The 23,238-nt window shown below is 53.2% G+C and carries 20 protein-coding genes, 1 tRNA gene, 1 pseudogene and 1 riboswitch; of the genes and pseudogenes, 10 read left to right on the forward strand and 12 right to left on the reverse strand.

The features are described from left to right. From GN278_01095 to GN278_01110, 4 genes are all read left to right on the forward strand, one after another. Positions 1–1,137 (forward strand): gfo/Idh/MocA family oxidoreductase, encoded by a 1,137-nt coding sequence (locus GN278_01095; GenBank protein ID XAT59547.1) that lies wholly within the window; start codon positions 1–3, stop codon positions 1,135–1,137. Positions 1,138–1,147: 10 nt separating this feature from the next. Continuing rightward, positions 1,148–2,764, forward strand: coding sequence for a family 43 glycosylhydrolase (locus GN278_01100; GenBank protein XAT59548.1), 1,617 nt, complete (start codon positions 1,148–1,150; stop codon positions 2,762–2,764). Between the two features lie 138 nt (positions 2,765–2,902). Next, positions 2,903–3,859, forward strand: a complete 957-nt coding sequence (locus GN278_01105; GenBank protein ID XAT59549.1) for a phytanoyl-CoA dioxygenase — start codon at positions 2,903–2,905, stop codon at positions 3,857–3,859. A gap of 118 nt (positions 3,860–3,977) precedes the next feature. Continuing rightward, a complete protein-coding gene (locus GN278_01110; GenBank protein ID XAT59550.1) occupies positions 3,978–5,333 on the forward strand; it encodes an alpha-glucosidase in 1,356 nt (451 codons plus the stop codon). A gap of 41 nt (positions 5,334–5,374) precedes the next feature. Here GN278_01110 and GN278_01115 read toward each other — a convergent pair whose 3' ends face one another. The 7 genes from GN278_01115 to gcvT all read right to left on the reverse strand — a co-directional run bounded on the left by GN278_01115 (position 5,375) and on the right by gcvT (position 13,260). After that, on the reverse strand, positions 5,375–6,061 hold the full coding sequence (locus GN278_01115) for an ATP-binding cassette domain-containing protein (protein ID XAT59551.1): 687 nt from the start codon (positions 6,059–6,061) through the stop codon (positions 5,375–5,377). After that, entirely contained in the window at positions 6,058–6,816 is a 759-nt protein-coding gene (locus GN278_01120; protein ID XAT59552.1) for an ATP-binding cassette domain-containing protein, read from the reverse strand. Before GN278_01120 ends, GN278_01115 begins: the two co-directional genes overlap by 4 nt. Continuing rightward, the gene (locus GN278_01125) at positions 6,813–7,787 is read right to left on the reverse strand and encodes a branched-chain amino acid ABC transporter permease (GenBank protein XAT59553.1); all 975 of its coding nucleotides are present in this window, start codon (positions 7,785–7,787) and stop codon (positions 6,813–6,815) included. Before GN278_01125 ends, GN278_01120 begins: the two co-directional genes overlap by 4 nt. A gap of 3 nt (positions 7,788–7,790) precedes the next feature. Continuing rightward, a complete protein-coding gene (locus GN278_01130) occupies positions 7,791–8,654 on the reverse strand; it encodes a branched-chain amino acid ABC transporter permease (GenBank protein ID XAT62484.1) in 864 nt (287 codons plus the stop codon). 177 nt (positions 8,655–8,831) lie between these two features. Beyond that, on the reverse strand, positions 8,832–11,681 hold the full coding sequence (gene gcvP, locus GN278_01135; GenBank protein ID XAT59554.1) for an aminomethyl-transferring glycine dehydrogenase: 2,850 nt from the start codon (positions 11,679–11,681) through the stop codon (positions 8,832–8,834). Positions 11,682–11,757: 76 nt separating this feature from the next. Continuing rightward, the gene (gcvH, locus tag GN278_01140; protein ID XAT59555.1) at positions 11,758–12,117 is read right to left on the reverse strand and encodes a glycine cleavage system protein GcvH; all 360 of its coding nucleotides are present in this window, start codon (positions 12,115–12,117) and stop codon (positions 11,758–11,760) included. 18 nt (positions 12,118–12,135) lie between these two features. After that, complete coding sequence (gene gcvT, locus GN278_01145; GenBank protein ID XAT62485.1) at positions 12,136–13,260, reverse strand: glycine cleavage system aminomethyltransferase GcvT; 1,125 nt, start codon at positions 13,258–13,260, stop codon at positions 12,136–12,138. 152 nt (positions 13,261–13,412) lie between these two features. Then, positions 13,413–13,498: riboswitch (glycine riboswitch) on the reverse strand. Between the two features lie 93 nt (positions 13,499–13,591). On the opposite strand from gcvT, the gene GN278_01150 reads away from it, so the two are divergent. Continuing rightward, a complete protein-coding gene (locus GN278_01150; protein XAT59556.1) occupies positions 13,592–14,155 on the forward strand; it encodes a gamma-glutamylcyclotransferase in 564 nt (187 codons plus the stop codon). Between the two features lie 52 nt (positions 14,156–14,207). Here GN278_01150 and GN278_01155 read toward each other — a convergent pair whose 3' ends face one another. The 3 genes and pseudogenes from GN278_01155 to GN278_01165 form a co-directional block, all read right to left on the reverse strand. Continuing rightward, positions 14,208–15,071 (reverse strand): D-amino-acid transaminase, encoded by an 864-nt coding sequence (locus GN278_01155; protein XAT59557.1) that lies wholly within the window; start codon positions 15,069–15,071, stop codon positions 14,208–14,210. Positions 15,072–15,089: 18 nt separating this feature from the next. After that, positions 15,090–16,054 (reverse strand): annotated as a pseudogene (locus tag GN278_01160) (dipeptide epimerase). Positions 16,055–16,126: 72 nt separating this feature from the next. Beyond that, positions 16,127–17,128: a DUF1611 domain-containing protein gene (locus GN278_01165; protein XAT59558.1), complete on the reverse strand. Its 1,002-nt coding sequence runs from the start codon at positions 17,126–17,128 to the stop codon at positions 16,127–16,129. Positions 17,129–17,458: 330 nt separating this feature from the next. Between GN278_01165 and GN278_01170 the strand changes: the two genes are divergently transcribed. After that, positions 17,459–18,415 (forward strand): CoA ester lyase, encoded by a 957-nt coding sequence (locus GN278_01170; protein XAT59559.1) that lies wholly within the window; start codon positions 17,459–17,461, stop codon positions 18,413–18,415. Positions 18,416–18,544: 129 nt separating this feature from the next. After that, positions 18,545–19,507, forward strand: coding sequence for an acetyl-CoA carboxylase carboxyltransferase subunit alpha (locus GN278_01175; protein XAT59560.1), 963 nt, complete (start codon positions 18,545–18,547; stop codon positions 19,505–19,507). Here the strand turns inward: GN278_01175 and GN278_01180 are convergent. Beyond that, positions 19,504–20,154, reverse strand: a complete 651-nt coding sequence (locus GN278_01180) for an FCD domain-containing protein (GenBank protein XAT59561.1) — start codon at positions 20,152–20,154, stop codon at positions 19,504–19,506. The two genes, GN278_01175 and GN278_01180, sit on opposite strands and share 4 nt — an antisense overlap. A 30-nt stretch (positions 20,155–20,184) precedes the next feature. Further along, positions 20,185–20,877 carry a DUF45 domain-containing protein gene (locus tag GN278_01185; protein ID XAT59562.1) on the reverse strand — a complete coding sequence of 231 codons (693 nt, stop codon included), beginning with the start codon at positions 20,875–20,877 and terminating at the stop codon, positions 20,185–20,187. Between the two features lie 129 nt (positions 20,878–21,006). On the opposite strand from GN278_01185, the gene GN278_01190 reads away from it, so the two are divergent. From GN278_01190 to GN278_01200, 3 genes are all read left to right on the forward strand, one after another. Continuing rightward, the gene (locus tag GN278_01190; protein ID XAT59563.1) at positions 21,007–21,330 is read left to right on the forward strand and encodes a TIGR02300 family protein; all 324 of its coding nucleotides are present in this window, start codon (positions 21,007–21,009) and stop codon (positions 21,328–21,330) included. 94 nt (positions 21,331–21,424) lie between these two features. Beyond that, positions 21,425–21,500: transfer RNA gene (locus GN278_01195), tRNA-Ala, on the forward strand. Between the two features lie 241 nt (positions 21,501–21,741). Beyond that, positions 21,742–23,232: a hypothetical protein gene (locus GN278_01200; protein ID XAT59564.1), complete on the forward strand. Its 1,491-nt coding sequence runs from the start codon at positions 21,742–21,744 to the stop codon at positions 23,230–23,232. Positions 23,233–23,238: the final 6 nt, after the last annotated feature.

Below are 23,238 nucleotides of genomic sequence, written 5' to 3' on the forward strand. Positions count from 1 at the left end.
ATGTCAAAACTAGGTATTGGAATTATAGGCTGCGGAAATATCTCGTCAGCGTATTTGACATTGGCTCCTTTGTTTAAGGGCATCGAAGTTCGGGCAGTTGCTGATATCAATCCATTAGCCGCTCAGGAAAAGGCAGATGAGTTTAATGTGCGGGCCCAAAGTGTAGAGGACCTGCTGTGCGCAGATGATATAGATATTGTGGTTAATTTAACCATACCGTCAGCGCATTTTTCAACCACGCGGACAATTCTTCAGGCGGGCAAACACGCCTATTCTGAAAAGCCCTTGGTTCTGAGTTTGCAAGAGGGCAAAGAGCTCGCGGCGCTTGCGGCTGAAAACGGGCTGCGGGTCGGGTCCGCGCCTGATACATTTCTGGGCGGTGCGCATCAGCAGGCGCGCGCGTTGATTGATCAAGGCGCTTTGGGCGACATTGTTGGTGGCACTGCACATGTCATGAGCCACGGAATGGAGCATTGGCATCCAAATCCTGATTTCTTTTTTCTGCCCGGAGCCGGTCCAATGCTAGATATTGGGCCCTATTACGTGACAAATTTGATCCAGTTGATCGGGCCAGTTAAGCGGGTTGCCGCCTTGACGAGTGCGGCAAGTGCAACCCGATTAATCACCTCAGAGCCCCGCAGTGGGGAAACAATACCGGTCAAAACCCCCACCAACATCCATGCCTTGCTGGAATTTGAACAAGGCGCCACAATAACCTTATCAACCAGTTGGGATGTCTGGGCGCACCGGCATGAAAACATGGAATTATATGGCACTGAAGGATCACTTTATGTTCCCGATCCTAACTTTTTCGGTGGCGATGTGGACCTTATTGGAAAAGATGGTGATGTTTTGGAAAAACCTGTTTTCGAGCATCCGTTTTCTGTCCCAAATAAGGATCAGATCGATGGAAAAATGGCCAATTACCGTGCCGCAGGACTTGCCGATATGGCGCAAGCGATTGCACAAAACCGACCGCACCGATGTTCAATGGAAATGGCAGTTCATGCTGTTGATGTAATGACATCGGTATTGAAATCGGGCGAGCAAAAAGAATTTGTTACCGTCAATACCACTTGTGAGCGGCCTGCCGCACTTTCGCCCGAGGATGCGGCCAATTTGTTAGCAGAGGGATGAAAAGGGATTGATGATAAGCAATCCGATCCTTCCCGGATTTAACGCTGACCCATCGATTTGCCGGGTTGGCCCGGATTACTTCATCGCAACGTCTACCTTTGAATGGTATCCGGGTGTGCAAATCCACCACTCAACGGATTTGATCAATTGGAAATTGGTCTCTAGACCTCTGAAGCGGGTCGCACAGTTAGACATGCGCGGTAATCCTGATAGCTGTGGGATTTGGGCGCCGTGTCTTTCGTATTCGAATGGAAAATTCTGGTTGGTTTATACAGATGTAAAGCGTCTTGATGGCGCTTTTAAGGATACTCATAACTACATTGTAACGTGCTCCGACATCGACGGTGACTGGTCAGATCCCACTTATGTAAATTCATCCGGATTTGATCCATCGCTTTTTCATGATCGCGATGGTCAGAAGTGGTTTTTAAACATGCAATGGAACCACCGGGGTGATGGGACTGGCGGGAACCCTGCAAATGCTAGTTTTGATGGTATCCTATTGCAAAGATGGTCGGAATCTGGTGGCCTTACTGGGCCTGTTCATAATATATTTGCAGGCTCGCCCCTTGGGTTGGTGGAGGCTCCGCATTTGTTTTGGCGGGATGGGTATTATTACCTAACCACGGCAGAGGGCGGCACGGGGTATGATCATGCGGTCACTATGGCGCGTTCAAAAGACATCACTGGGCCTTATGAATTGCATCCAAACGCGCATCTGATTTGCCATTCCAATGCCCCCGATGACCCCATTCAAAGAACCGGTCACGGGCAGTATGTTGAAACGCTGGATGGCGAATTTTATCATACATTTCTGATGGGTAGACCGATTCCCGATGCCAATGGGAAAGGCCGCTATTGTCCTATGGGGCGCGAAACTGGCATTGAGAAATGCATCTGGAAAGACGGCTGGCTTTATCTGGAACACGGCGGCGCTCTGGCGCGTGAAACTGTGCCGCCCCCCAAAGCCGCCCAAACCGCAAAACGTGATGTCGGTATTGCGTCAGTATCGCATCGTTTTCGCGCAGGTCTGCCGGATGAGTTTCAATGGCTGCGCACGCCGCACCCTGAGCGGATTTTTCACACTGGTGCGGATGGGCTGACATTGATCGGGCGCGAAAGCATTGGCAGCTGGTTTGAGCAGGCATTAGTGGCCCGCCGCCAGACCGATTTTTCATATCGGGTCGAAACAACGCTCGCCACGTTTGATCCCGATACCTACCAGCAGGCAGCGGGGCTAACCACCTATTACAACCGGCATAAATTCCACGCGCTTGTGGTGAGCTATGAGGCGGGCGTCGGTCGGGTTTTAAGCCTAATGTCGTGCAACGGGGATTACCCTGAGGGTGCGCTTGAGCTGCCGCTCGCACAGCCGCTGCCTTTGGCCGATGGACCGGTTGAGCTGCGCGTTGATGTCGATCACGCTGAACAGCAGTTTTACTATCGCCAAGCCGGCGATTGGATTGCCGCCGGCCCACCGCGCGATGCCGCATTGATATCGGACGAAGGCGGCCGCGGCGAGCACGCTTCATTTACCGGTGCTTTTGTCGGTATGCTGGCCTATGATCTTACCGGGCAAGGCCGCAGCGCGCGGTTTGATAGTTTTGCGTATCATGCGTCAAAATAAAGGAGAGGAACGGTTAATATTTACAAATTTGTGGTCCCGAAAATTATAGCCTTTTTGGGCAGGGATGGTTCATTATCACTTTAATTGGGCCTGCCACGCGAACAGCACTATAGATGATATTACGAAAGGAGCTTATAAATGCGCACCCATACAGCAGCGGAAATTAGTCACCCGACGGGTAAAAATCAAACAACCCAGCTTAAAGATATTCAAAAGAAATTACCACTGCGGGTTTTATCCCAAGATGATTGGCAGCATTGGATCACCAAAGGGTTTGTCGTGGTCAAAAATGCGGTTAGCCGCGCCGATTGCGCGCGACTTGAAAAGGTGCTTTGGGAATTTGATGAAAAGGACAAAGATGATCCCTCGACATGGTATGCGCCGCAGCGCCGCCCGCATGTGCGCGCCGAGCTGAACAATGTCGGGATGACGGAAATCTACCACCACCAAACCATGTGGGATAACCGCCAAGCGCAGCGTGTTTATGATGCCTTTGTCGATATCTGGGATCAAGAAGATCTGTGGGTGGCCATCGACCGCGCCAACATCAATCCGCCCAAGAAAGTCAAAGCAAATCCAGAAGGCTTTATTCATTGGGATGTGGATACCGCCGCGCGACCTCTGCCCATTGGCGTGCAGGGCATTTTATCCATCAAGGAACAGGATATCGAAACCGGCGGGTTTCAGGCGGTTCCCTATCTTTTTGAGTTCTTCGAAGATTGGGTAAAGACCCAGCCAGATGACCGCAATCCGCTACTGCCGGATATGACCGGTCTCAGCCGTGAAAATGTCACTTTAGATCCCGGTGATCTGCTAATCTTCAACTCGCTTCTGGCCCATGGTGTGCGGCCCAATCATTCCGACGGACGCGTGCGTATGGCGCAGTATTTATCCATGGCCCCGGCTGAACCAGAAGATGCGGCAGAGCGGGCCGAACGGATTAGACTGTGGCGCGAAATTGAACCCCCGAACAGACCCGATTTTCCCGGCGATCCACGCGATTGGGAAAAAAATCACTACGGCCCTGCCGAACTGACGCCTTTGGGGCGCAAGCTGTTGGGGTTGGATCTTTGGCAAGAGGATGCGGCCCAATAGTGCGTGCTCATCCGAGCGATAAAAAAGACCTGTTAAGACCATATGAGTGACGAAATATAGTCAAAAACGGATAACAGATTTGGATGGCTGCAAGGGCATCCCAAAAAGGAAAACGGCGATGCCAAAAATTGTACTAGTCGGCGCAGGAAGCCTGCAATTTGGAACCTGTATGCTGGGTGACCTTTTTCAAAGCCACGCATTGGGTGGATCGGAAGTTATTCTTAATGACATCAATCAAAGTGCCGCCATGCGGACCCTTAAAGTGGCGCAAGATTTCATTGCGGAACATGATCTTGACTATTCAATTTCGGCGGAGCCAAATCTTGAAAAAGCGCTCTTAAACGCTGATTTTGTGGTCATTTCAATTGAAGTGGGTGACCGCTTTGCGCTTTGGGATCAGGACTGGAAAATCCCGCAGCAATACGGCATAGCGCAAATCTACGGCGAAAACGGCGGACCGGGGGGGCTGTTTCATAGCCTAAGAATTATTCCACCGATTTTAGAGATTTGCGAAAAAGTTCTGCAAATTGCGCCAAATGCAACAGTGTTCAACTATTCCAACCCGATGAGCCGCATTTGCACCACAGTGCACCGCAAATTTCCCGAACTTAACTTCATTGGCATCTGTCATGAAATTGCATCCTTAGAGCGGTTTTTGCCGTCTATACTGAAAACCAAGATTGATAACATCGAATACCGCGCAGCCGGACTAAATCATTTTTCGGTGATGACCGAGGTGCGCTACAAAAACAGCGGCAAAGACGCTTATGAGGATGTTTTGCAAAACGCAGAAGCGTTCTTTACCGCGCTTCCAGGCTATTCGGAAATTCTGTCTGCCAAACGCGCCAGCGGCACATCGGTTGAAACCGAAGGCTGGATGGAGGTTGATCTGTCGCATATTCACGATGTGCGGCCCTGGTCGGACCGGTGGCTGTTTCGCGAAATCATCGCCAGATTTGGCTGCTTTCCGATCACCACGGACAGCCACTTTGGCGAATATATTTCTTGGGCAGATGAATGTTCTGATCATCGTGGGATATTGGATTTTTACACCTATTACCGGAATTTTCTAAGCGATAGCGATCCCAAAATTGAACCAGTGCTCAAAGAGCGGGTGGTGCCGATTATGGAAGGTCTTGTGACCGATAGCGGCTATGAAGAGGCGGCAGTCAATATCCCTAATAACGGATTGATTAAGGATTTGCCGAACTGGATGGTGGTTGAGGTTCCGGCGGTTGTAAGCGCACAAGGGATTAGCGGGATAAAGACCCCTATCCCCAAGGGCTTTCAGGGTCTTTTGACCAATCAAATCGGGGTTCATAATATGACCGCCGAAGCAGTGCTAAGCGGACGCAAAGACGCGGTGATCCAGGCCCTGATGGTTGATCCGGTGGTCACCACTGCCGCGCAATTGCCGCAACTGGTGGACCATATGATTGCCGAGCAAAGACCATGGCTTGATTATCTAAAATAGGCAGCGGTTTTGCTGCAAAACTATAGCTGGCCGATGCAGGATCAGACCCCCAGATACCGATTTTGCAGATCGTCGGTAAGCTGGGAAAACGTTCCCGACCAAACGGTTTGACCGCGCTCTATAATCACAGCCTGATCTGTGACCGTTGCCAGCTCTTTTAGGGATTTATCCACCAGCAAAAAGGAAAGAGCGCTGCCTTTCAGGCTTCGAATGGCTTGCCATATCTCATGCCTGACAACGGGCGCTAGGCCTTCTGTGGCCTCATCAAGGATCATGAGTTTTGGATTGGTCATCAGCGCCCGGCCAATAGCCAGCATTTGCTGTTCCCCGCCCGATAGGGTCGCGGCTTTTTGGGCTTTGCGATCCTTTAGGCGCGGGAAAAGTGCAAAAACCCGCTCAAGCGTCCAATCGCCGTCACGCGCAGCCGCAATAAGATTTTCCTGTACGGTCAAAGGCGCAAAGCACCGCCGCCCTTCGGGCACCAATCCCACCCCAAGCCGTGCCACCCGATGGCTTGGCAAATGGGCAATGTTTTGGCCTTCAAATTCGACAGTGCCGCTGTGGTGGGCAATCATACGGCAGATGACTTTGATCGATGTGGATTTTCCCATTCCATTGCGCCCCATAAGCGCTGTCACCTGACCCGGCTCTACTGTGAGATCAACCCCGTAAAGCGCCTGCGCCTTGCCATAAAAGGCGGTCACATTGGACAGCTGCAAAAGGCTCATGAGTCCGTCTCGTCATTGCCCAGATATGCGGCGCGTACCTCGGGGTTTTTGCGAATATCCTCAACCGAGCCGGTGGCAATGATCTTGCCGTAAACCAACACGCTGATCCGGTCGGCAAGGGCAAAAACAGCGTCCATATCATGTTCCACCAAAAGGATCGGAGCCTTCTGCCGCAACCGATCCAAGAACCCGGTCATGGTCTTGGTGCCCTCGCTGCCCAGCCCGGCCATCGGCTCATCCATCAAAAACACTTTCGGCCGCAGGGTCAAAGCCACCGCCACCTCAAGCTGGCGGCGCTGGCCATGGGACAGGGTGGCGACCACCTGATCGGCATGAGTGCTTAGACCCACCGCAGCTAGCGCGGTCATAGCAATATCGCCAAGGTCGGCATTTCGCGAAACCGGCGACCAAAAACGATGGGCGTCCTGACGCTGACCAATGGCCCCTAAAATGGTGTTTTCCAGCACCGACATTTCCATCGCGAGGGATGAAATTTGAAAGGTGCGGCCAAGTCCCAGTTGTGCCCGATGGGCCATTTTAAGCCCGGTGATGTCCTGACCATTTAGGAAGATGGATCCGGTATCGGGGCTTAGACCCCCGGCTATCTGGCCAATCAAGGTGGATTTTCCAGCGCCATTGGGGCCGATAATAGCATGAATTTCGCCGCTCTTTACCTCTAGGTTCACCGCATCACTGACAGGGAGCGCGCCAAAAGATTTGCACAGGTTTTCCACCTTTAGAACAGCGCCGGTCATGACGCGCCCCTGCGTGTAATCAGACCGGTTAAACCCCCTTTGGCAAACAGCACCACCACCAACAAAAGCATACCTAAATAAATATGCCAAAATTGCGAAAGATCCCCCAAGATCTGTTCAAGCAAAATGAACACAGCGGCCCCGATCACAGGTCCGCACAATCGGGCGATCCCCCCCAAAATAACAAAAATCATAATTTCGCCGCTGGTTTGCCAGCTGAACATCGAGGGGCTGACAAAACGGTTAAGGTCCGCAAACAGCGCACCTGCAAGGGCTGTCACAGCGCCGGACATCACAAAGGCAATCAGTTGGATACGGTATACCCCAAGCCCGACGGTTGTCACCCGAAGCGGGTTTTGCCGGCTGGCTTTGAGCACCAGACCAAAGGGCGCACGCTCAAGTCGCCAGAAAAAATAAAGCGCGATTAGCAAAATGCCGTAGCACAGGGCGAAAAATTGAATGGGGTCTAGCGTGTTTAACCCGGGAAACCCGTTGCGCACATAAATCGACAATCCGTCTTCACCGCCATAGGCCGGCCAGCTGATGGTAAAATAGTAAAACATCTGGCCAAAAGCCAGAGTGATCATAATGAAATAAACGCCTGTAGTGCGTAGGCTCAATGCGCCAATCACAAGGGCTGCCATTGCGCCGGCAAGCACCGCAACAAGCCAGATCACCAACATTGATTTGGTTCCCTCAAGAACAAAAAGCCCGTCATAGATTGGCGTGTAGGATTGCGCATGGCTGGCCAATATACCCATGGCATAGCCGCCGATGCCGAAAAACATTGCATGTCCAAGGCTGACCAACCCGCCAAGCCCAAGCGCAAAGTTTAGCCCGACACCAGCCAGCGCCAGGATCGCGACCTTGGTCGACAGGGTAATGGTAAAGGGTTCATCACTGACATAGGCCCAAAGCGGAACTGCGGCGAGCAAAGCCAAAACCAGTATATTGAGGTGTCTTTCCCGCATTGCTCAGGCTGCTCCAAATAGTCCGGTGGGCCGGATCAAAAGCACACCGGCCATCAAAATATAAATCAGCATTGATGCCAAAGCAGACCCAATTGCCGTGGCTGATGAGGGGTCCAAAAACTGTGCAAAGATCAAAGGCAGCAAAAACCGTCCAAGCGTGTCGGTGATGCCCACCAATAGCGCGCCAACAAAGGCCCCCTTGATTGAACCGATGCCCCCAATGACGATCACCACAAAGGCGAGTATTAGAACCGGCTCGCCCATGCCCACCTGCACGGATTGGATCGCTCCGATCATGGCGCCGGCAAAGCCTGCCAGCGCGGCGCCAAGGGCAAATACCACTGTATAGAGCCGTGAGATGTCGATCCCAAGGGCGCCGATCATTTCGCGGTCGTACTGCCCTGCGCGAATTTGGATACCAATGCGGGTTCGGCTGATGAGTAAATACAGCCCAAAAGCCACCAAAAGCCCAATGGCAATGATGGCAAGACGGTAGCGCGGGTATTCAATGCCTCCGGGCAGGCTGATGGGACCAGAAAGCGCAGCAGGGATATCCAAAAACAGTGGAAATGATCCAAACAGCCAGCGTGTGCCTTCGGAAAATATCAAAATGAGTGCGAAAGTCGCCAGCACCTGATCCAGATGGTCGCGGTCATACAGCCGGCGAATAATCAGCACTTCAATCAGCACGCCGGCAATCGCGGCTGCGCTTAAGGCGGCGATCAAAGCCAGTATAAATGACCCTGATATCCCCGCCACTGCGGCGGCGGCAAAGGCCCCCACCATATAGAGCGATCCATGGGCTAAATTAATCAGGCCCATCACGCCGAAAATAAGTGTGAGGCCCGCCGCCATCAAAAATAACATGACGCCAAATTGAACACCGTTCAGGGTTTGCTCGATCAGCAAAAGTGTTGAAAGATCCAAAGTCGGCACCCGTGTGGCAAGAGCAATTCAAGCGAGGCTACACAACTTCTACGGCAATTCCAAATATTTCTTTGCTGCGCCGCTGAAACGGCGGCGCAGGGCACTCGGTGGATGGTTTTATTCCGCAGCCTCGGCGTAATCTGACATTGGCGGACAGGTGCAAACGAGATGGCGGTCACCATGTACATTGTCGACCCTGTTCACCGCGGGCCAATATTTATCGACCCGAAAAGCTCCGGGGGGAAAGCAGCCCTGATCGCGGCTATAGGGCCGGTCCCAGTCCCCGACCAGATCTTCGACCGTGTGCGGGGCATTTTTCAGCGGATTGTTTTCCGCGTCGATCCGTCCCTCTTCGATATCGGCAATTTCGCGGCGAATGGCCAGCATTGCGTCGCAGAACCGATCCAGCTCGGCTTTAGTTTCGGACTCGGTCGGCTCGACCATCAATGTACCCGCCACTGGCCAGCTCATGGTTGGGGCGTGAAAGCCGCAATCAATAAGGCGTTTGGCGATATCTTCAACGCTGACACCGGCCGTGTCTGCAAAGGGGCGCACATCCAAAATGCACTCATGCGCCACCCGCCCGCTGGGGCCTTTATAAAGAACGTCAAACGCCCCTTCGAGCCGTTTGGCGATATAATTGGCGTTTAAGATGGCCACCCGTGTGGCTTGGGTCAAACCTTCGCCGCCCATCATCAGGCAATAGGCCCAGCTGATCGGCAAAAGCGAGGGCGAGCCAAACGGCGCTGCCGATACCGGACCCGTGCTGCCGCCGGTTTCCGGATGGCCCGGCAGATGCGGCACAAGATGCGACTTGACGCCAATAGGCCCCATGCCGGGGCCGCCGCCGCCATGCGGGATGCAAAAGGTTTTATGCAGGTTGAGGTGGCTGACATCACCGCCCAAATCGCCGGGGCGCGACAGCCCGACCATGGCGTTCATATTGGCCCCGTCGATATAGACCTGACCGCCATATTGATGCACGATATCGCAGACCTCGTGCACTGTTTCTTCAAACACGCCGTGTGTCGAGGGATAGGTGATCATACAGCCGGCCAGCTCGGCGGCGTATTGCTCGGCTTTGGCGCGAAAGTCCTCAAGATCAATATCGCCATTATCGGCTGAATTGACCGCCACAACCTGCCAGCCGACCATCTGCGCGCTGGCCGGATTGGTGCCATGGGCCGAGGTTGGAATAAGGCAGACATTGCGGTGACCTTCACCGCGGGCCGCGTGATATTCCGCGATGGTCAACAGACCGGCATATTCGCCCTGCGCGCCGGAATTGGGCTGCATTGAAATGGCATCATACCCTGTGATTTCGCAGAGCTTCTGCGATAAATCGGAAATCATTTCTTCATAGCCCAGCGCCTGATCTTTGGGCGCAAAGGGGTGCAATAGGGAAAACTCACGCCAGCTGACCGGCATCATTTCGGCTGCTGAGTTGAGCTTCATTGTGCAGGAACCAAGCGGGATCATCGCCCGATCGAGCGCCAGATCGCGATCCGCAAGCCGCCGCATATAGCGCATCATTTCGGTTTCTGCGCGGTTCATATGAAACACATCGTGATTGAGATAGGATGTGCGCCGGTGCAGCGCTGGCGGCACCCGGTAATCCGGGGTGAGATTATCATCCGACCGCGTGATGCCAAAGGCGCGCCAAACCGCTTCTGTGGTCGAGCGGCGGCTGCGTTCATCCAAGGTTATGCCAACCTTGGTTTTGCCAACAGCGCGCAGGTTGATCCCTTCTTTAACAGCCGCCTGCATCACTGAGTTTTGCAGCAGACCGACATCCACCGTAATGGTGTCAAAAAAGGCGTCCGGCTCGATTTTAAAACCTGCTTCTTCCAGCCCCTTGGCCAGCCGAACGGTTTTGCGGTGGATGCGCTGGGCAATGGCCTTAAGCCCTTCTGGGCCGTGGAATACCGCATAGAATGAGGCCATCACCGCCAGCAATGCCTGCGCAGTACACACGTTTGAGGTGGCTTTTTCACGGCGGATATGCTGCTCGCGGGTTTGCAGCGCCAGTCGGTAGGCCTTGTTGCCCTTGGCATCAATGGACACGCCGACAATTCGCCCCGGCATCGACCGTTTGAACGCGTCTTTGCTAGCCATATAGGCCGCGTGCGGCCCGCCATAGCCCACAGGAACGCCAAAGCGCTGGGTGCTGCCCACCGCGATATCTGCATCCATTGCGCCCGGCTCTTTGAGCAAGGTCAGCGCCAAAGGATCGGCGCAGACGATGCCAATGGCTTTCACCGCATGCAGCGCCGCCATAGCATTAGTGAAATCACGCACATAGCCATAGGTGCCCGGATATTGGAAAATTGCGCCAAACACCTGATCGGCTTTTAAGTTTTCTGGTGCATCAATGATCACTTCAATACCAAGCGGTTTGGCGCGGGTTTGCATCACTGCGATGTTTTGCGGATGGCAGTTTTCGTCAATGAAAAACCCTTTGGCTTTTGATTTTGCCACGCGCTGGGCCATAGTCATAGCTTCGGCGCAGGCGGTGGCTTCATCCAGCAAGGACGCATTCGCAATTTCCAACCCTGTCAGATCAGAGATCATGGTCTGATAGTTGAGCAGCGCCTCAAGCCGTCCCTGACTGATCTCGGGCTGATAGGGCGTATAAGCGGTGTACCAAGCCGGATTTTCCAAAATATTACGCTGGATAACGGGCGGCGTCACGGTGCCGTGATAGCCCTGTCCGATCAGGCTGGTCAGCACTTGGTTTTTCGCCGCTGTGACGCGCATATGATACAACAGCTCGCGCTCAGATTTGGGCTTGCCAAAATCCAGTGGCGTTTTCTGCCGGATCGAGGGCGGCAATGTATCGTCCATCAAAGCTGCAAGACTTTTGCTACCAACGGTGGTCAGCATCGCCTCCATTTCACTCGGCGACGGACCGATATGGCGACGATTGGCGAAATCGTAGGGAAGATAGTCGGTTGGCGTAAAAGGCATATCAGGCTCCTGTCAAAAGCTCGGGTCGGTAGATTCTATTGCGATTGCCCCATATCTGAGGCCATGATTTAGCGACCTAGCTGATCAATTTGTTGTAAGCGGCTTCATCCATGTAATCATCCATCTGGCTTAGATCGCTGGGGCGGATTTTGAAAAACCATCCGGCGCCCAGAGGGTCTTCGTTCACCTTTGCCGGTTCGTCCTCGAGCGCTGGATTTATTTCGGTAATCTCACCGTCAAGCGGCGCCAATATGTCGGAAGCAGCCTTGACACTTTCGATCACCACGACCTCGTCATCTTTGGAAACAGTGTCGCCCTCTTCGGGCAGTTCGACAAAAACGATATCGCCCAACTGGGTGCTGGCATGTTCGGTAATGCCAACCACCACCAGATCATTTTCGACGCGTAGCCATTCATGCTCTTCTGTAAATTTCATTGCTTACTCTCCTGTTAATCAACGTTTAAAGTTTGCTGCGGTAAAGGGCAGCGATACAATTTCGACCGGCAACCGCTTGCCGCGGACCTCGCCAAAAACAATGGTGTCGGCTTTGGCCACTTTGGTGGGCACATAGCCCATCGCGACCGGGCCTTGTACTGTGGGTCCAAACCCGCCAGAGGTGACAGCGCCAATTGGTGTTTCACTGGTTTCATCCGCAAAGATTAACACCCCTTCGCGCATGGGCGCGCGGCCCTGAGGGCGCAGCCCAACCCGTTTTTTTGGGGCGCCTTCTGACAGCTCGCCCAAAATACGCTCTGCGCCCGGAAATCCGCCGGCGCGGTCACCGCCTGTGCGGCGTGCGCGCTGGATTGACCAGCTTAATCCGGCCTCCACAGGGCTCGTATTTGGGTCAATGTCATGACCGTATAGGCACAAGCCTGCCTCAAGCCTAAGCGAGTCGCGCGCGCCAAGACCGATAAATTCAACATCCTCATGTGCCAAAAGTGCTTGGGCCAGATCATTGGCCGCCGCTGTCGGGACCGAGATTTCAAAGCCGTCTTCACCAGTATACCCCGACCGTGATATCCAGCATTCCGCACCGGCCAGCGGTAGGGTTTCAACATCCATAAATTTCATGTCACAAACGGCCGGATGATGCTCGGCCAGTACCGCTTCGGCGCAGGGTCCCTGCAGCGCCAAGAGGGCACGGTTTTGCAAATGCTTGATTCTGATGTCCGGCTCGAGCATCTCGCGCAGGTATTTTACATCCGCATCTGCACAGGCAGCGTTGACCACCATGAAAATATGGTCGCCCCGATTGGCAAACATCAGGTCATCTTGGATGCCGCCTTGCGGATTTGTGAACAGCCCATAGCGTTGCCGTCCGGGTTGCAATCCATGCACGTCCATCGGGATGAGCCGCTCAAGGGCTGAGGCGGCCGCCGCATAAGTGGCGCCGCGCAGGATGACCTGCCCCATATGGCTGACATCGAAAAGCCCGGCTTTGGTGCGGGTGTGCATATGTTCCTGCATTACCCCAAGCGGATATTGAACTGGCATATCAAAGCTGGCAAATCCAACCATTTTTGCCCCCAGCTTAAGGTGCAAATCATAAAAAGGCGTCCGCCGAAGAGCATCCATCATAATCGTCTCTTTTTCAGGCCGGTAACAGTTTGGTCTAGCCGGCATCATTGTCTACGCGAAACAAGGGTTCGCGCGTTGATGCCTCCTCTGTCCTTTTGCCTGAGATCGCTATCCCTTCGGCGGATGCAGTGCATCTCTCTCCAGAGTACGTTATTGGATCGGTCCTTTTGCCTGAGAGTTTCCGAGGCGGTTGCTCCTTCGGCACTGGCTTATCCAGTTCTCCCGTTCCAACGCAGAATACGATAGTGTACCGCGATAAAGTTCACAAGAAAAATTTTGGTACCCTAGCGAATTGACAAGCCTTTCCTAACCGCTCAAACATTGCCCGATGTGCGATCCTTATTTTTTCGGTTACGGCAGTCTGGTCAATCTGGCCACTCACAAGTATGGCGATCCACGCCCCGCAACACTGCAGGGCTGGCGCCGGCTTTGGTGTGAAACATCTAACCGTAAAGCTGCTTTTCTAAGCATTTCTCCGGCCCCCGGCGCCCGAATTCAGGGCCTCATGGCGCGGGTTCAAGACGGCGACTGGCAGGCGCTTGATACGCGCGAAGCTGGGTATGAGCGGCGAGAGGCGGCACATCAGATCATCCATGATCTTTCGCAACAGGTGCCCTGTGCGGTCTATACGATACCGCAATCAAAAACCGCAGAAGAAAGACCATCTCCGGCGCCTATACTGCTCAGTTATCTTGATGTGGTGCTGCAAGGGTTTATTCAAATCTACGGCGAACTTGGCGCGCGCGGGTTTATGGACACGACGGATCAATGGAACCGGCCTGTGTTGAATGACCGCGCAGCACCGCTCTATCCGCGCCACCAAAAGCTGGAAGACAGGCAAAGGCAACTGGTCGATGCGCTGTGTCAAGACTACGGCCTAAACCTGATCTAGTCAGATTTTTTCTTTGCTCAAATACTCCCGCCGGAGGCGGCAATCTTTAGCGTTAGATCGCCTGCTTTAAGCTTTCTTCAAGATAAATCTCGCGCAAGCGAGCTGCCACTGGGCCTGGCTGTCCGCTGCCAAGCTCGCGGTCATCAATTGTCACAACGGGCATGACAAAAGTGCTTGCCGAGGTGATAAACGCCTCGTCGGCTTCTTGCGCTTCAGCAATACTAAACGGGCGCTCGATGACCTCCATCTGGGCCTCTTCGGCGCAGCGCAGCACCGCAGCTCGGGTAATCCCGTGCAAGATGTCATTTGACAGCCCGCGGGTGATAATCTGGTGCCCCTTGATAATATAGGCGTTGTTGCTGGTGCCTTCGGTTACATGGCCGTCCTGCACCATCCAGGCGTCATCCGCTCCGGCTTTTTTGGCCATCATTTTTCCCATAGAAGGGTATAAAAGCTGTACGGTTTTGATATCGCGCCGGCCCCAGCGCAAGTCTTCTATACTGATGACCTTGATGCCTTTTTCGGCGGCTGGGTTGTTGGCCAGACCCGGTTTGTTTTGCGTGAAAAGCACAACGGTCGGCGGGGTTGTTTCAGGGTCTGGAAACACAAAATCGCGATCTTCTGGCGCCCCGCGGGTGATTTGCAAATAGATCATGCCCTCTTCAACACCGTTGCGCGACACCAATTCGCGGTGCACCTGCAAAAGGTCCTCTTTCGAAATCGGATTCTCCATTTCAAGTTCGCGCAGCGAGCGCTCTAACCGCACTGCATGGCCGTCAAAATCAATCAGCTTGCCGTCCAGAACCGAGGTGACCTCATAAACCCCGTCTGCCATCAAAAACCCGCGATCAAAAATGGATATTTTGGCATCTTCTTCCGGCAGATACTCGCCATTTACATAAACAATACGGCTCACGGTCTTTTTCCTTTCAGTTTAGCCCCAAAGCGCGGCTGAGGGCGGATGGACGCCTGCTGCATCAAAATGCAACGGATGGGCACGGTCTTCGGCCAATAAAAGCGGCCCGTCAAGGTCTGTTATCAGCGCACCCTGCGCAACAAGTGTTGCCGGCGCCATTGCCAAAGAGCTGCCCACCATGCAGCCCACCATAACCTCAAAGCCCTGCGCAAGCGCTTCGCGTTTCAGCGCCAAAGCTTCGGTCAAACCGCCAGTCTTATCAAGTTTGATATTCACCACATCATATTTTCCAGCCAGATGAGCGAGGCTGGCGCGGTCATGGGCGCTTTCGTCGGCGCAAACAGGCACTGGACGATCAAGGCCCAGTAGCGCGTTATCGTCAGCTGCCGGTAAAGGTTGCTCAACCAGTTTGACGCCAAGGCGCAACAAATGCGGCGCCAGATCGACATAGATATCGGCGCTCCAGCCTTCATTGGCATCCACAATGATATCGGAGTGCGGCGCGCCTGTGCGAACCGCTTCGAGCCGCGGCATATCATCCGGGGTGCCCAGTTTGATTTTAAGCAGCGGCCGATGGGCATGTTCGGCGGCCTGCGCGCGCATTTTTTCTGGGCTATCCAGCGAAAGCGTATAAGCAGTGATTTCCGGGCCGGGCGCCGGCAGTCCGGCCAATTGCCAAACCCGAAAATTGCTTTGTTTCGCTTCAAGGTCCCAAAGCGCACAATCCACTGCGTTGCGCGCAGCGCCAGGGGGTAATAGTTCATAAAGGCTCTGGCGGTCAAATGCCTCTGGCAGGCTTTCTATCTGCGCGCTGACCGATGCGGCGGTTTCATTATAGCGGGCATAGGGACACATTCGCCCCAGCCGGATATGCCGTCACGGCTAATTTTGATGCTTAGAACCTTGGCTTCGGTGCGCGATCCGCGTGAGATGGTGAACACCTGTGCCAGTGGGAATACATCCCGATTAATCGTCAGGCTCATAAAATGTCCTTTCTAGACTGACCGCCCCTTAAGCATCAGCAATGGCCCACAAGTCCGCTTTGGGCAAGCCTGTTACAGCTGCGCAATCGCATCAACCAGTTTTTCCGCCCCATAGCGAAACGGATCAGTTGCTGGCAGCCCAAGCTGGGTTTCCAATTCGCTCAAATAGGCCCGTGCAGCGGCATCTTCCATATGTTGCGTATTGACAGATATCGCCACCACTTGGCAGGCCGGATTTGCCACTTTTGCCAAAGCCAGCGCCATGTCCCACAATGCCTCAAGCGAGGGCTGCTGATATTCCGGCAGACCGCGCATGTGCGCGCGCGTCGGCTCATGGCAGAGTATAAGCGCATCGGGCTGGCCGCCATGGATCAATGCCATTGTAACGCCTGAATATGAGACGTGAAACAGGCTGCCTTGTCCTTCGATCAAATCCCAGTGATCGTCATCGTTGTCAGGGGTTAAATATTCAACCGATCCTGCCATAAAATCGGCAATAACCGCATCAAGGGGGACACCATCACCGGTGATCAATATGCCGGTTTGGCCCGTCGCGCGAAAGCTGCTTTTCATGTCCCGCTTGCGCATCAATTCATCCATCGCCATTGCGGTGTACATTTTGCCAACCGAGCAATCAGTGCCCACAGCAAGGCATCTTTTTCCACTCCGTTTTTTCCCGTTGGCAATCGGGTATTCGACCGAAGGGACGCGCACATCATGCAGCTTACGGCCGTTTGCCACCGCCTCATCCACCAAGTCGGGCTCATCACGCAGCAGGTTGTGCAATCCGCTGGCCAGATCAAAGCCCATGCGCAGGGCGTCGATCAGCACCTGCTTCCAAGCGGCTGAAATGACGCCGCCCCGATTGGCAACCCCGATAACAAGCGTTTTGGCGCCGGCATCAAAAGCCTCTTGCAAGGTAAGGTCATTCAATCCCAGATCAGCGCCGCAGCCGGGCAACCGGAACTGGCCAACAGCATTTTCGGGTCGCCAGTCTTTAATGCCTTGCGCGACTTTCGCTGACAATTGATCAGGGGCATCACCAAGAAATAACAAATACGGGGTCGAAATCATAACTTCCTCCAAACAAGAACCATTTGATATTTTACAGAAGCTGTTTGAAAATTTCTGTCGATGTTTGGAAGTCTGATGCCTTTTTTAGAAGAAAATTCGAAAAATACTAAATGAAAAGAAGAAAATTCGAAAAGTATTTGGTTTTTAGCATGATACCTCTTTTTAAGGGGTGAACTGACAGCACGTATGATTGGGTGTTATCCGTTCAAAACAACATATTACGACCCAAGATGCTGCAGCTGCAAAATAAACTTGCATTTCTGTCAGCAACTAAATACCCAAGCAGTCAGCAATTTTGGAATTTCCTTACCTTTGAAAGGCGCGTTTCCCATGTCATTTCGCATTCAACCAACGCCCGTTGCCCGCCCGAACCGCTGCCAGTTGTTTGGCCCCGGATCAAGGCCGGCGATTTTTGAAAAGATGGCGGCAAGCGCGGCGGATGTTATCAACCTTGATCTTGAGGATTCGGTTGCACCTTCGGATAAAGCCAGCGCGCGGGCCAATATTATTGCAGCCATATCAGATATTGATTGGGGCAATAAAACAGTATCAGTGCGCATCAATGGGCTCGATACTCCTTATTGGTACCGCGATGTTATGGATATTTTAGAAAATGCGTCAGAGCGGATTGATTTGCTAATGATCCCCAAAGTCGGCTGTGCGGCCGATATATATGCAGTCGATGCATTAGCGACCGCCATTGAACAGGCCAAAAACCGCAAAAAGCCGGTTGGGTTTGAAGTGATTATCGAAAGCGCAGCAGGCATTGCAAATGTGCAAGAGATTGCCGCCGCCAGTCCCCGGCTTGAGGCTATGTCATTGGGCGCCGCTGATTTTGCGGCCTCAATGGGGATGGCCACCACAGGCATTGGCGGCACGCAGGAAAATTATTACATGATGCGCGAAGGCGAAAAGCACTGGTCCGATCCTTGGCACTGGGCCCAAGCTGCGATTGTGGCAGCATGCCGAAGTCATGGGGTGTTGCCGGTTGATGGCCCGTTTGGCGATTTTTCTGATGATGAGGGTTTTCGGGCCCAAGCCCTGCGCTCGGCCACGCTTGGCATGGTTGGCAAATGGGCGATACACCCCAAACAGGTGGCGCTTGCCAATGAAGTTTTCACACCCTCCGAGGCGGCGGTTGCCGAGGCCCGCGAAATTCTGGCGGCGATGGAAACCGCCAAAGCCAATGGGGAAGGCGCCACAGTTTATAAAGGCCGCTTGGTGGATATAGCGTCGATCAAACAGGCAGAAGTCATCGTTCGCCAATCGGAAATGATCGCAGGTTAAACGCGCCTTATCGAGGCCGCAGGCTGTTATCACGGTCGATTTATCGCAAAATTTGCGGCAAAAACGTCTATTTTCGTTGCACCTCAGGGTCGAAAACCCCATATAGAGCGGGTTCAGTGGGAGCCGAGCATGACGCATTATCTTGAGTTTGAAAAACCGCTTGCCGAGATCGAAGGCAAGGCCGAAGAGCTGCGCGCAATGGCGCGGCAGAACGAAGAAATGGACGTCGAGGATGAGGCCAAGGCGCTTGATAACAAAGCTCAAGAGCTGCTAAGCGAGCTTTATAATTCGCTTACTCCATGGCGAAAATGCCAAGTGGCGCGGCATCCTGAACGGCCCCATTGCAAAGATTATATCGCAGCGCTCTTTACCGAGTTTACGCCTTTGGCCGGGGATCGGAATTTTGCAGACGATCACGCAGTGATCGGTGGTTTGGCGCGGTTTGAAGATCAGCCCGTTGTGGTGATTGGCCATGAAAAAGGTCACGATACCAAAAGCCGTATCGAGCGTAATTTTGGCATGGCGCGGCCCGAAGGCTATCGTAAAGCCATTCGGCTGATGGAGATGGCTGACAAATTTGGCCTGCCGGTGATCACATTGGTGGATACCCCGGGCGCATATCCCGGAAAAGGCGCAGAAGAGCGCGGCCAGTCCGAAGCCATTGCACGTTCGACAGAAAAATGCCTGCAAATCGGAGTGCCTTTGGTATCGGTGGTGATCGGCGAAGGCGGATCAGGCGGGGCAGTGGCCTTTGCCACGGCAAATAGAGTAGCGATGTTAGAGCATTCGGTCTATTCGGTGATTAGCCCTGAGGGATGTGCGTCGATCCTGTGGAAGGACGCTGAAAAAATGCGTGAGGCTGCAGAGGCATTGCGCCTAACTGCGCAGGATTTAGCGAAACTGGGTGTCAACGACCGGGTGATTGAAGAACCCTTGGGCGGTGCGCATCGAAATCCGGACGCCACATTTAAGTCTGTGCGAAGCACGTTGGCCGCGCTCTTAAAAGAGCTTTCAGGCAAAGACGCCAAAGCACTGCTGAAAGACCGCCGCGAGCGGTTTTTATCGCTTGGATCATCGGGTTTGGCGGCTTAAGCGACCAACATCCTTAAGCTTTGTGTAACATCCGACCGTACGGCCAATCTTAAACTGGGTTCATCTCCTGCGCGCAGAGCCGCAAGGATAATTTTGTGAAAATGCGGTGGTGCTTTGCGCTGCAATTTGCCGTAGAGCATCCGCATTGTCGGTCCCAGTTGCAGCCAAACGGTTTCGGCCATGGCCAGCATCGCCGGCGCCTGCGCCCGTAAATAGAGCGTGCGATGGAATTCCAAATTTGTGCGTATATAGGCAACGGCATCATGATCGCTGACGGCGGTTCCAATCATACCATTAATCGCAGTGAGCCGATCAATCAGCGCCAGATGTGCGCGCGGCAAAGCCCGGCTTGCCAATTCAACCTCAAGCAACGAACGCAGCGCTGAAAGCTCTTCGATCCGTTCGTTGTTCAGCTCAGGGGTAGAGACCCGCCCCGAGTTGGACACAGACAGCGCGCCCTCGGCGACAAGCCGGCGCACCGCTTCGCGTGATGGGGTCATAGAGACCCCAAACTCTTCGCCAATTCCACGGATGGTCATCGCCTGACCGGGCTGGATTTGCCCAAGCATAATGCGGCTACGCAGCCCGCGATAAATATGCTCATGCGCAGAGGCTGACGATTCGGGAAGCTTTAACGGATGTGCCATGCCCTTTTGTGATCACAAAAGCCTTTGCCGTCAATCCACAAAACGATAACGGTGCAATTCAGCGCCCTTATCGCGCAGCCAAAGGCGTGCAGGCTGATAATCCCCATAAAGCTGTTCAACCACCGCCCAAAACCGATGAGAATGGTTCATATGCTCAAGATGGGCCACTTCATGCGCCGCCACATAGTCCAAAACCTCTTGCGGCGCCATGATCAACCTCCATGAAAACATCAAGGCTCGATCTTGACTGCACGAACCCCAGCGCGAACGTGTGTCGCGCACAGATAGCTTGTGGTAGTCTTGCCCCAGTTTTTTAGCGTAAAAATCGGACCTTTGTGTCAGATGATCCCGTGCCAGAGTTTTCATGTATCCAAGAGCCCGCGCAGCAGGATTGGATTTATGTTCTGGCACAAAGAGTTGATTGTCATGCTGCCGAATCTGACGATCTGACGATTTTGTAAGTTGAACCTCATGGCCCAAGATGGGGATATTGACGCCAATTCGAACGGTTATCGGATCTGGAACTTGGTCTATGTTTTGCCGAAGCCAAGCCTCTTTTTCAAAAACAAAGGTTTCAATCTTGCGCGGTGAAATACGCTTTGGCGCGGTCACAGTGACCCGGCCATCCAGCGATGACACCCGCAGACTCAAACGTTTAGCCCGCGCAGACTCTCTCACCTTTACGGCGATCTGGGGGGGTCCTGGAATGAAAATTGTGGTCATTTATGCTTGGTTCCCCATGAAAAATCGCATTCCTTCAATTTTAAACCTTAATGCCTTTGACACGCTGGCTTTGTTATGGCAGGAGGCGCAGATTGTCGACAAGAGCAAAAGTTTAAAGGGAACTAGCCGATGCCCAAGGAAGAATGGGGTGTAAAGCGCGTATGTCCAACAACTGGCAAGCGTTTTTACGACCTGAACAAAACCCCGATCGTCAGCCCCTACACGGGCGAAGCCGTCGAACTTGACACCTCTAAAACTCGAATGATTGCAGCCGATAACGAAGATATGTCTTCGGTCCGCGCCAAAGAGTCCGAAGTAGAAGCAGAAGCCGTTGTTTTGGACGATGAAGACGTGGATGTAGATCTCGGGGATGACGTGTTGGAAGATGATGATGAGGACAGTGTGCCTTTGGAAGATATCGCCGATATGCCAACCGAAGACGACGATAGTTAACGCTTAACTTCGAGAATGATGTGCGGGGTGATTTTCTGCTTGATCCCATCCCGCGCATTGCCTAGATACTTTTTTTGACGATCAAACGTCGCACGGGGCCTTAGCTCAGCTGGGAGAGCGCTACAATGGCATTGTAGAGGTCAGGGGTTCGATCCCCCTAGGCTCCACCAAATCCCAAATGTAAGATTTCAACCAACTTTGCCTCACGTTTCACGCGTGTTTTTGGTGGGTTTGGATTAAGCCTCTGTTTTTTCTATCAGATCTGGCGTTTTTGCCGCAAAAATGTGGCTGATCAACTTTACCTCACTTTTTGTCAAGAGAGATCGTTTCAAGCATGTTTGCCTCAGGGCAGATATGGTCTTGACCTCTTGTGCTGTGATTTGTCTTTCTGTCTAAGAACGACGGGAGGCGGTGTTGGAAAGCTTGGCGTTACGGGTGGAGCCTATTGCGGGGGAGTGCGCCACATCGCTTGCGGCGCGGCTGGCTGAACGTAATGGAGAGCCGCGGCTGCGTCGGTTTTGCACGCATATGAGCCTGCCCATCAAAGACCTGCGCTTGGGGGAGCGAGGATGCCTGCTGCGATTATCAAAGCTTTCAGGTCATGATCTGGGGGCACTGACGGCAGGTACGCCCTGTCAAAAAGAGGCAGGGTATTTTGATCTTGGGACTGAGCGGATCAAATTTTCTGCGTTCCTCAGAACCACTATGCGGGTTTGTCCTGTCTGTGTGCAGGAGAGCGGGTTTCATCAAAAGGGGCTGTGGCAACTGGGACAAATTCGGGTCTGCCCGACACATTTGTGCCTATTGCAGAGCTTACCAAGACCAAAGCTTGCGGATGATCAGCTGGATGTTGTCACCTGTGCACGCAATCGAACTCTTGCTCCAGCGACCTTGGTTAAAGAGGATGTCTTGAGTTTGCAAAACCTCCTTTTGGACCGCCTCGCAGGTCGTAAAAGCGGGACATGGCTTGATGATATGCCGTTTCATGTTGTGGCGCTGACATCAGAAGCCTTTGGTCTGATGTTAAGCAAGGGGGCCAAAACCGCGCGCAGCTATGCCAGCGATTTGGATTGGGTCATTGCAGGTGACATGGGTGTTAAATGCTTGCGCGACGGACCTGATGTCTTTTGCGCAGCGCTGCAAAAGATCGAAAATACCCGTTCCTATCTGAATGCGGCGTACCGGTCGCGCTTTGAGGTGTTTTTTGAATGGCTGCGGGATCGGCGTGATGACGCGGGCTATGATCCGTTCCGCGATCTGATGCGGGATTTTGTGTTTCGATCCTATCCGATTGCCAAAGGAACCCAGGTCTTGGGGATGCGCAATCCAGAGCGTCTGGTCCATGACCATAAATCCATGGCCAAAGAGATGCGGATAAACAGGGCGAGCCTTGCCAAGGAGCTGATCCGCCTTGGCGTTGTCAACGGGTCGCTGCACCTTGCGACAATCCATTCTCAAAACAGATTTATCCCGCGCAATGAAGCCAACCAAATCGCTCGCAATCTACGTCGTCTGATGAGTGCGACAAGGGCGGCCAAGCGGCTTGGTATTACGCGGGTTCTTTTGGGCGAATTGGTCGAAGAAGGACTGATCTGGCCCTATTTCCCAAAATCTGCCTTTCCGCCCGTATATCATCCGCAACATACCTATAGATTTTATCATCACTTAACGCGGCATTGGCAATCTTACTACGAGATGCGTGAACCCATCCCTCTGCCAACGGCAGCGCGACAGGCGAAAATGCCCCTGAGGAAAGTGATAAAACATATCTATTATAGAGACATCACCATCACCAAGCGCAAACGTGGCCCCAAAGGCATCGAAGGATTATTTATCTCCGCGACAGCTTGGGAGACTTATGTGATGTTCCTAAAGCACTTGCCCAATCTGCCCTTTGAATAAACGCAC

The sequence above is a fragment of the Rhodobacteraceae bacterium Araon29 genome, from assembly GCA_039640505.1.
Taxonomy (GTDB): Bacteria; Pseudomonadota; Alphaproteobacteria; order Rhodobacterales; family Rhodobacteraceae; genus CABZJG01.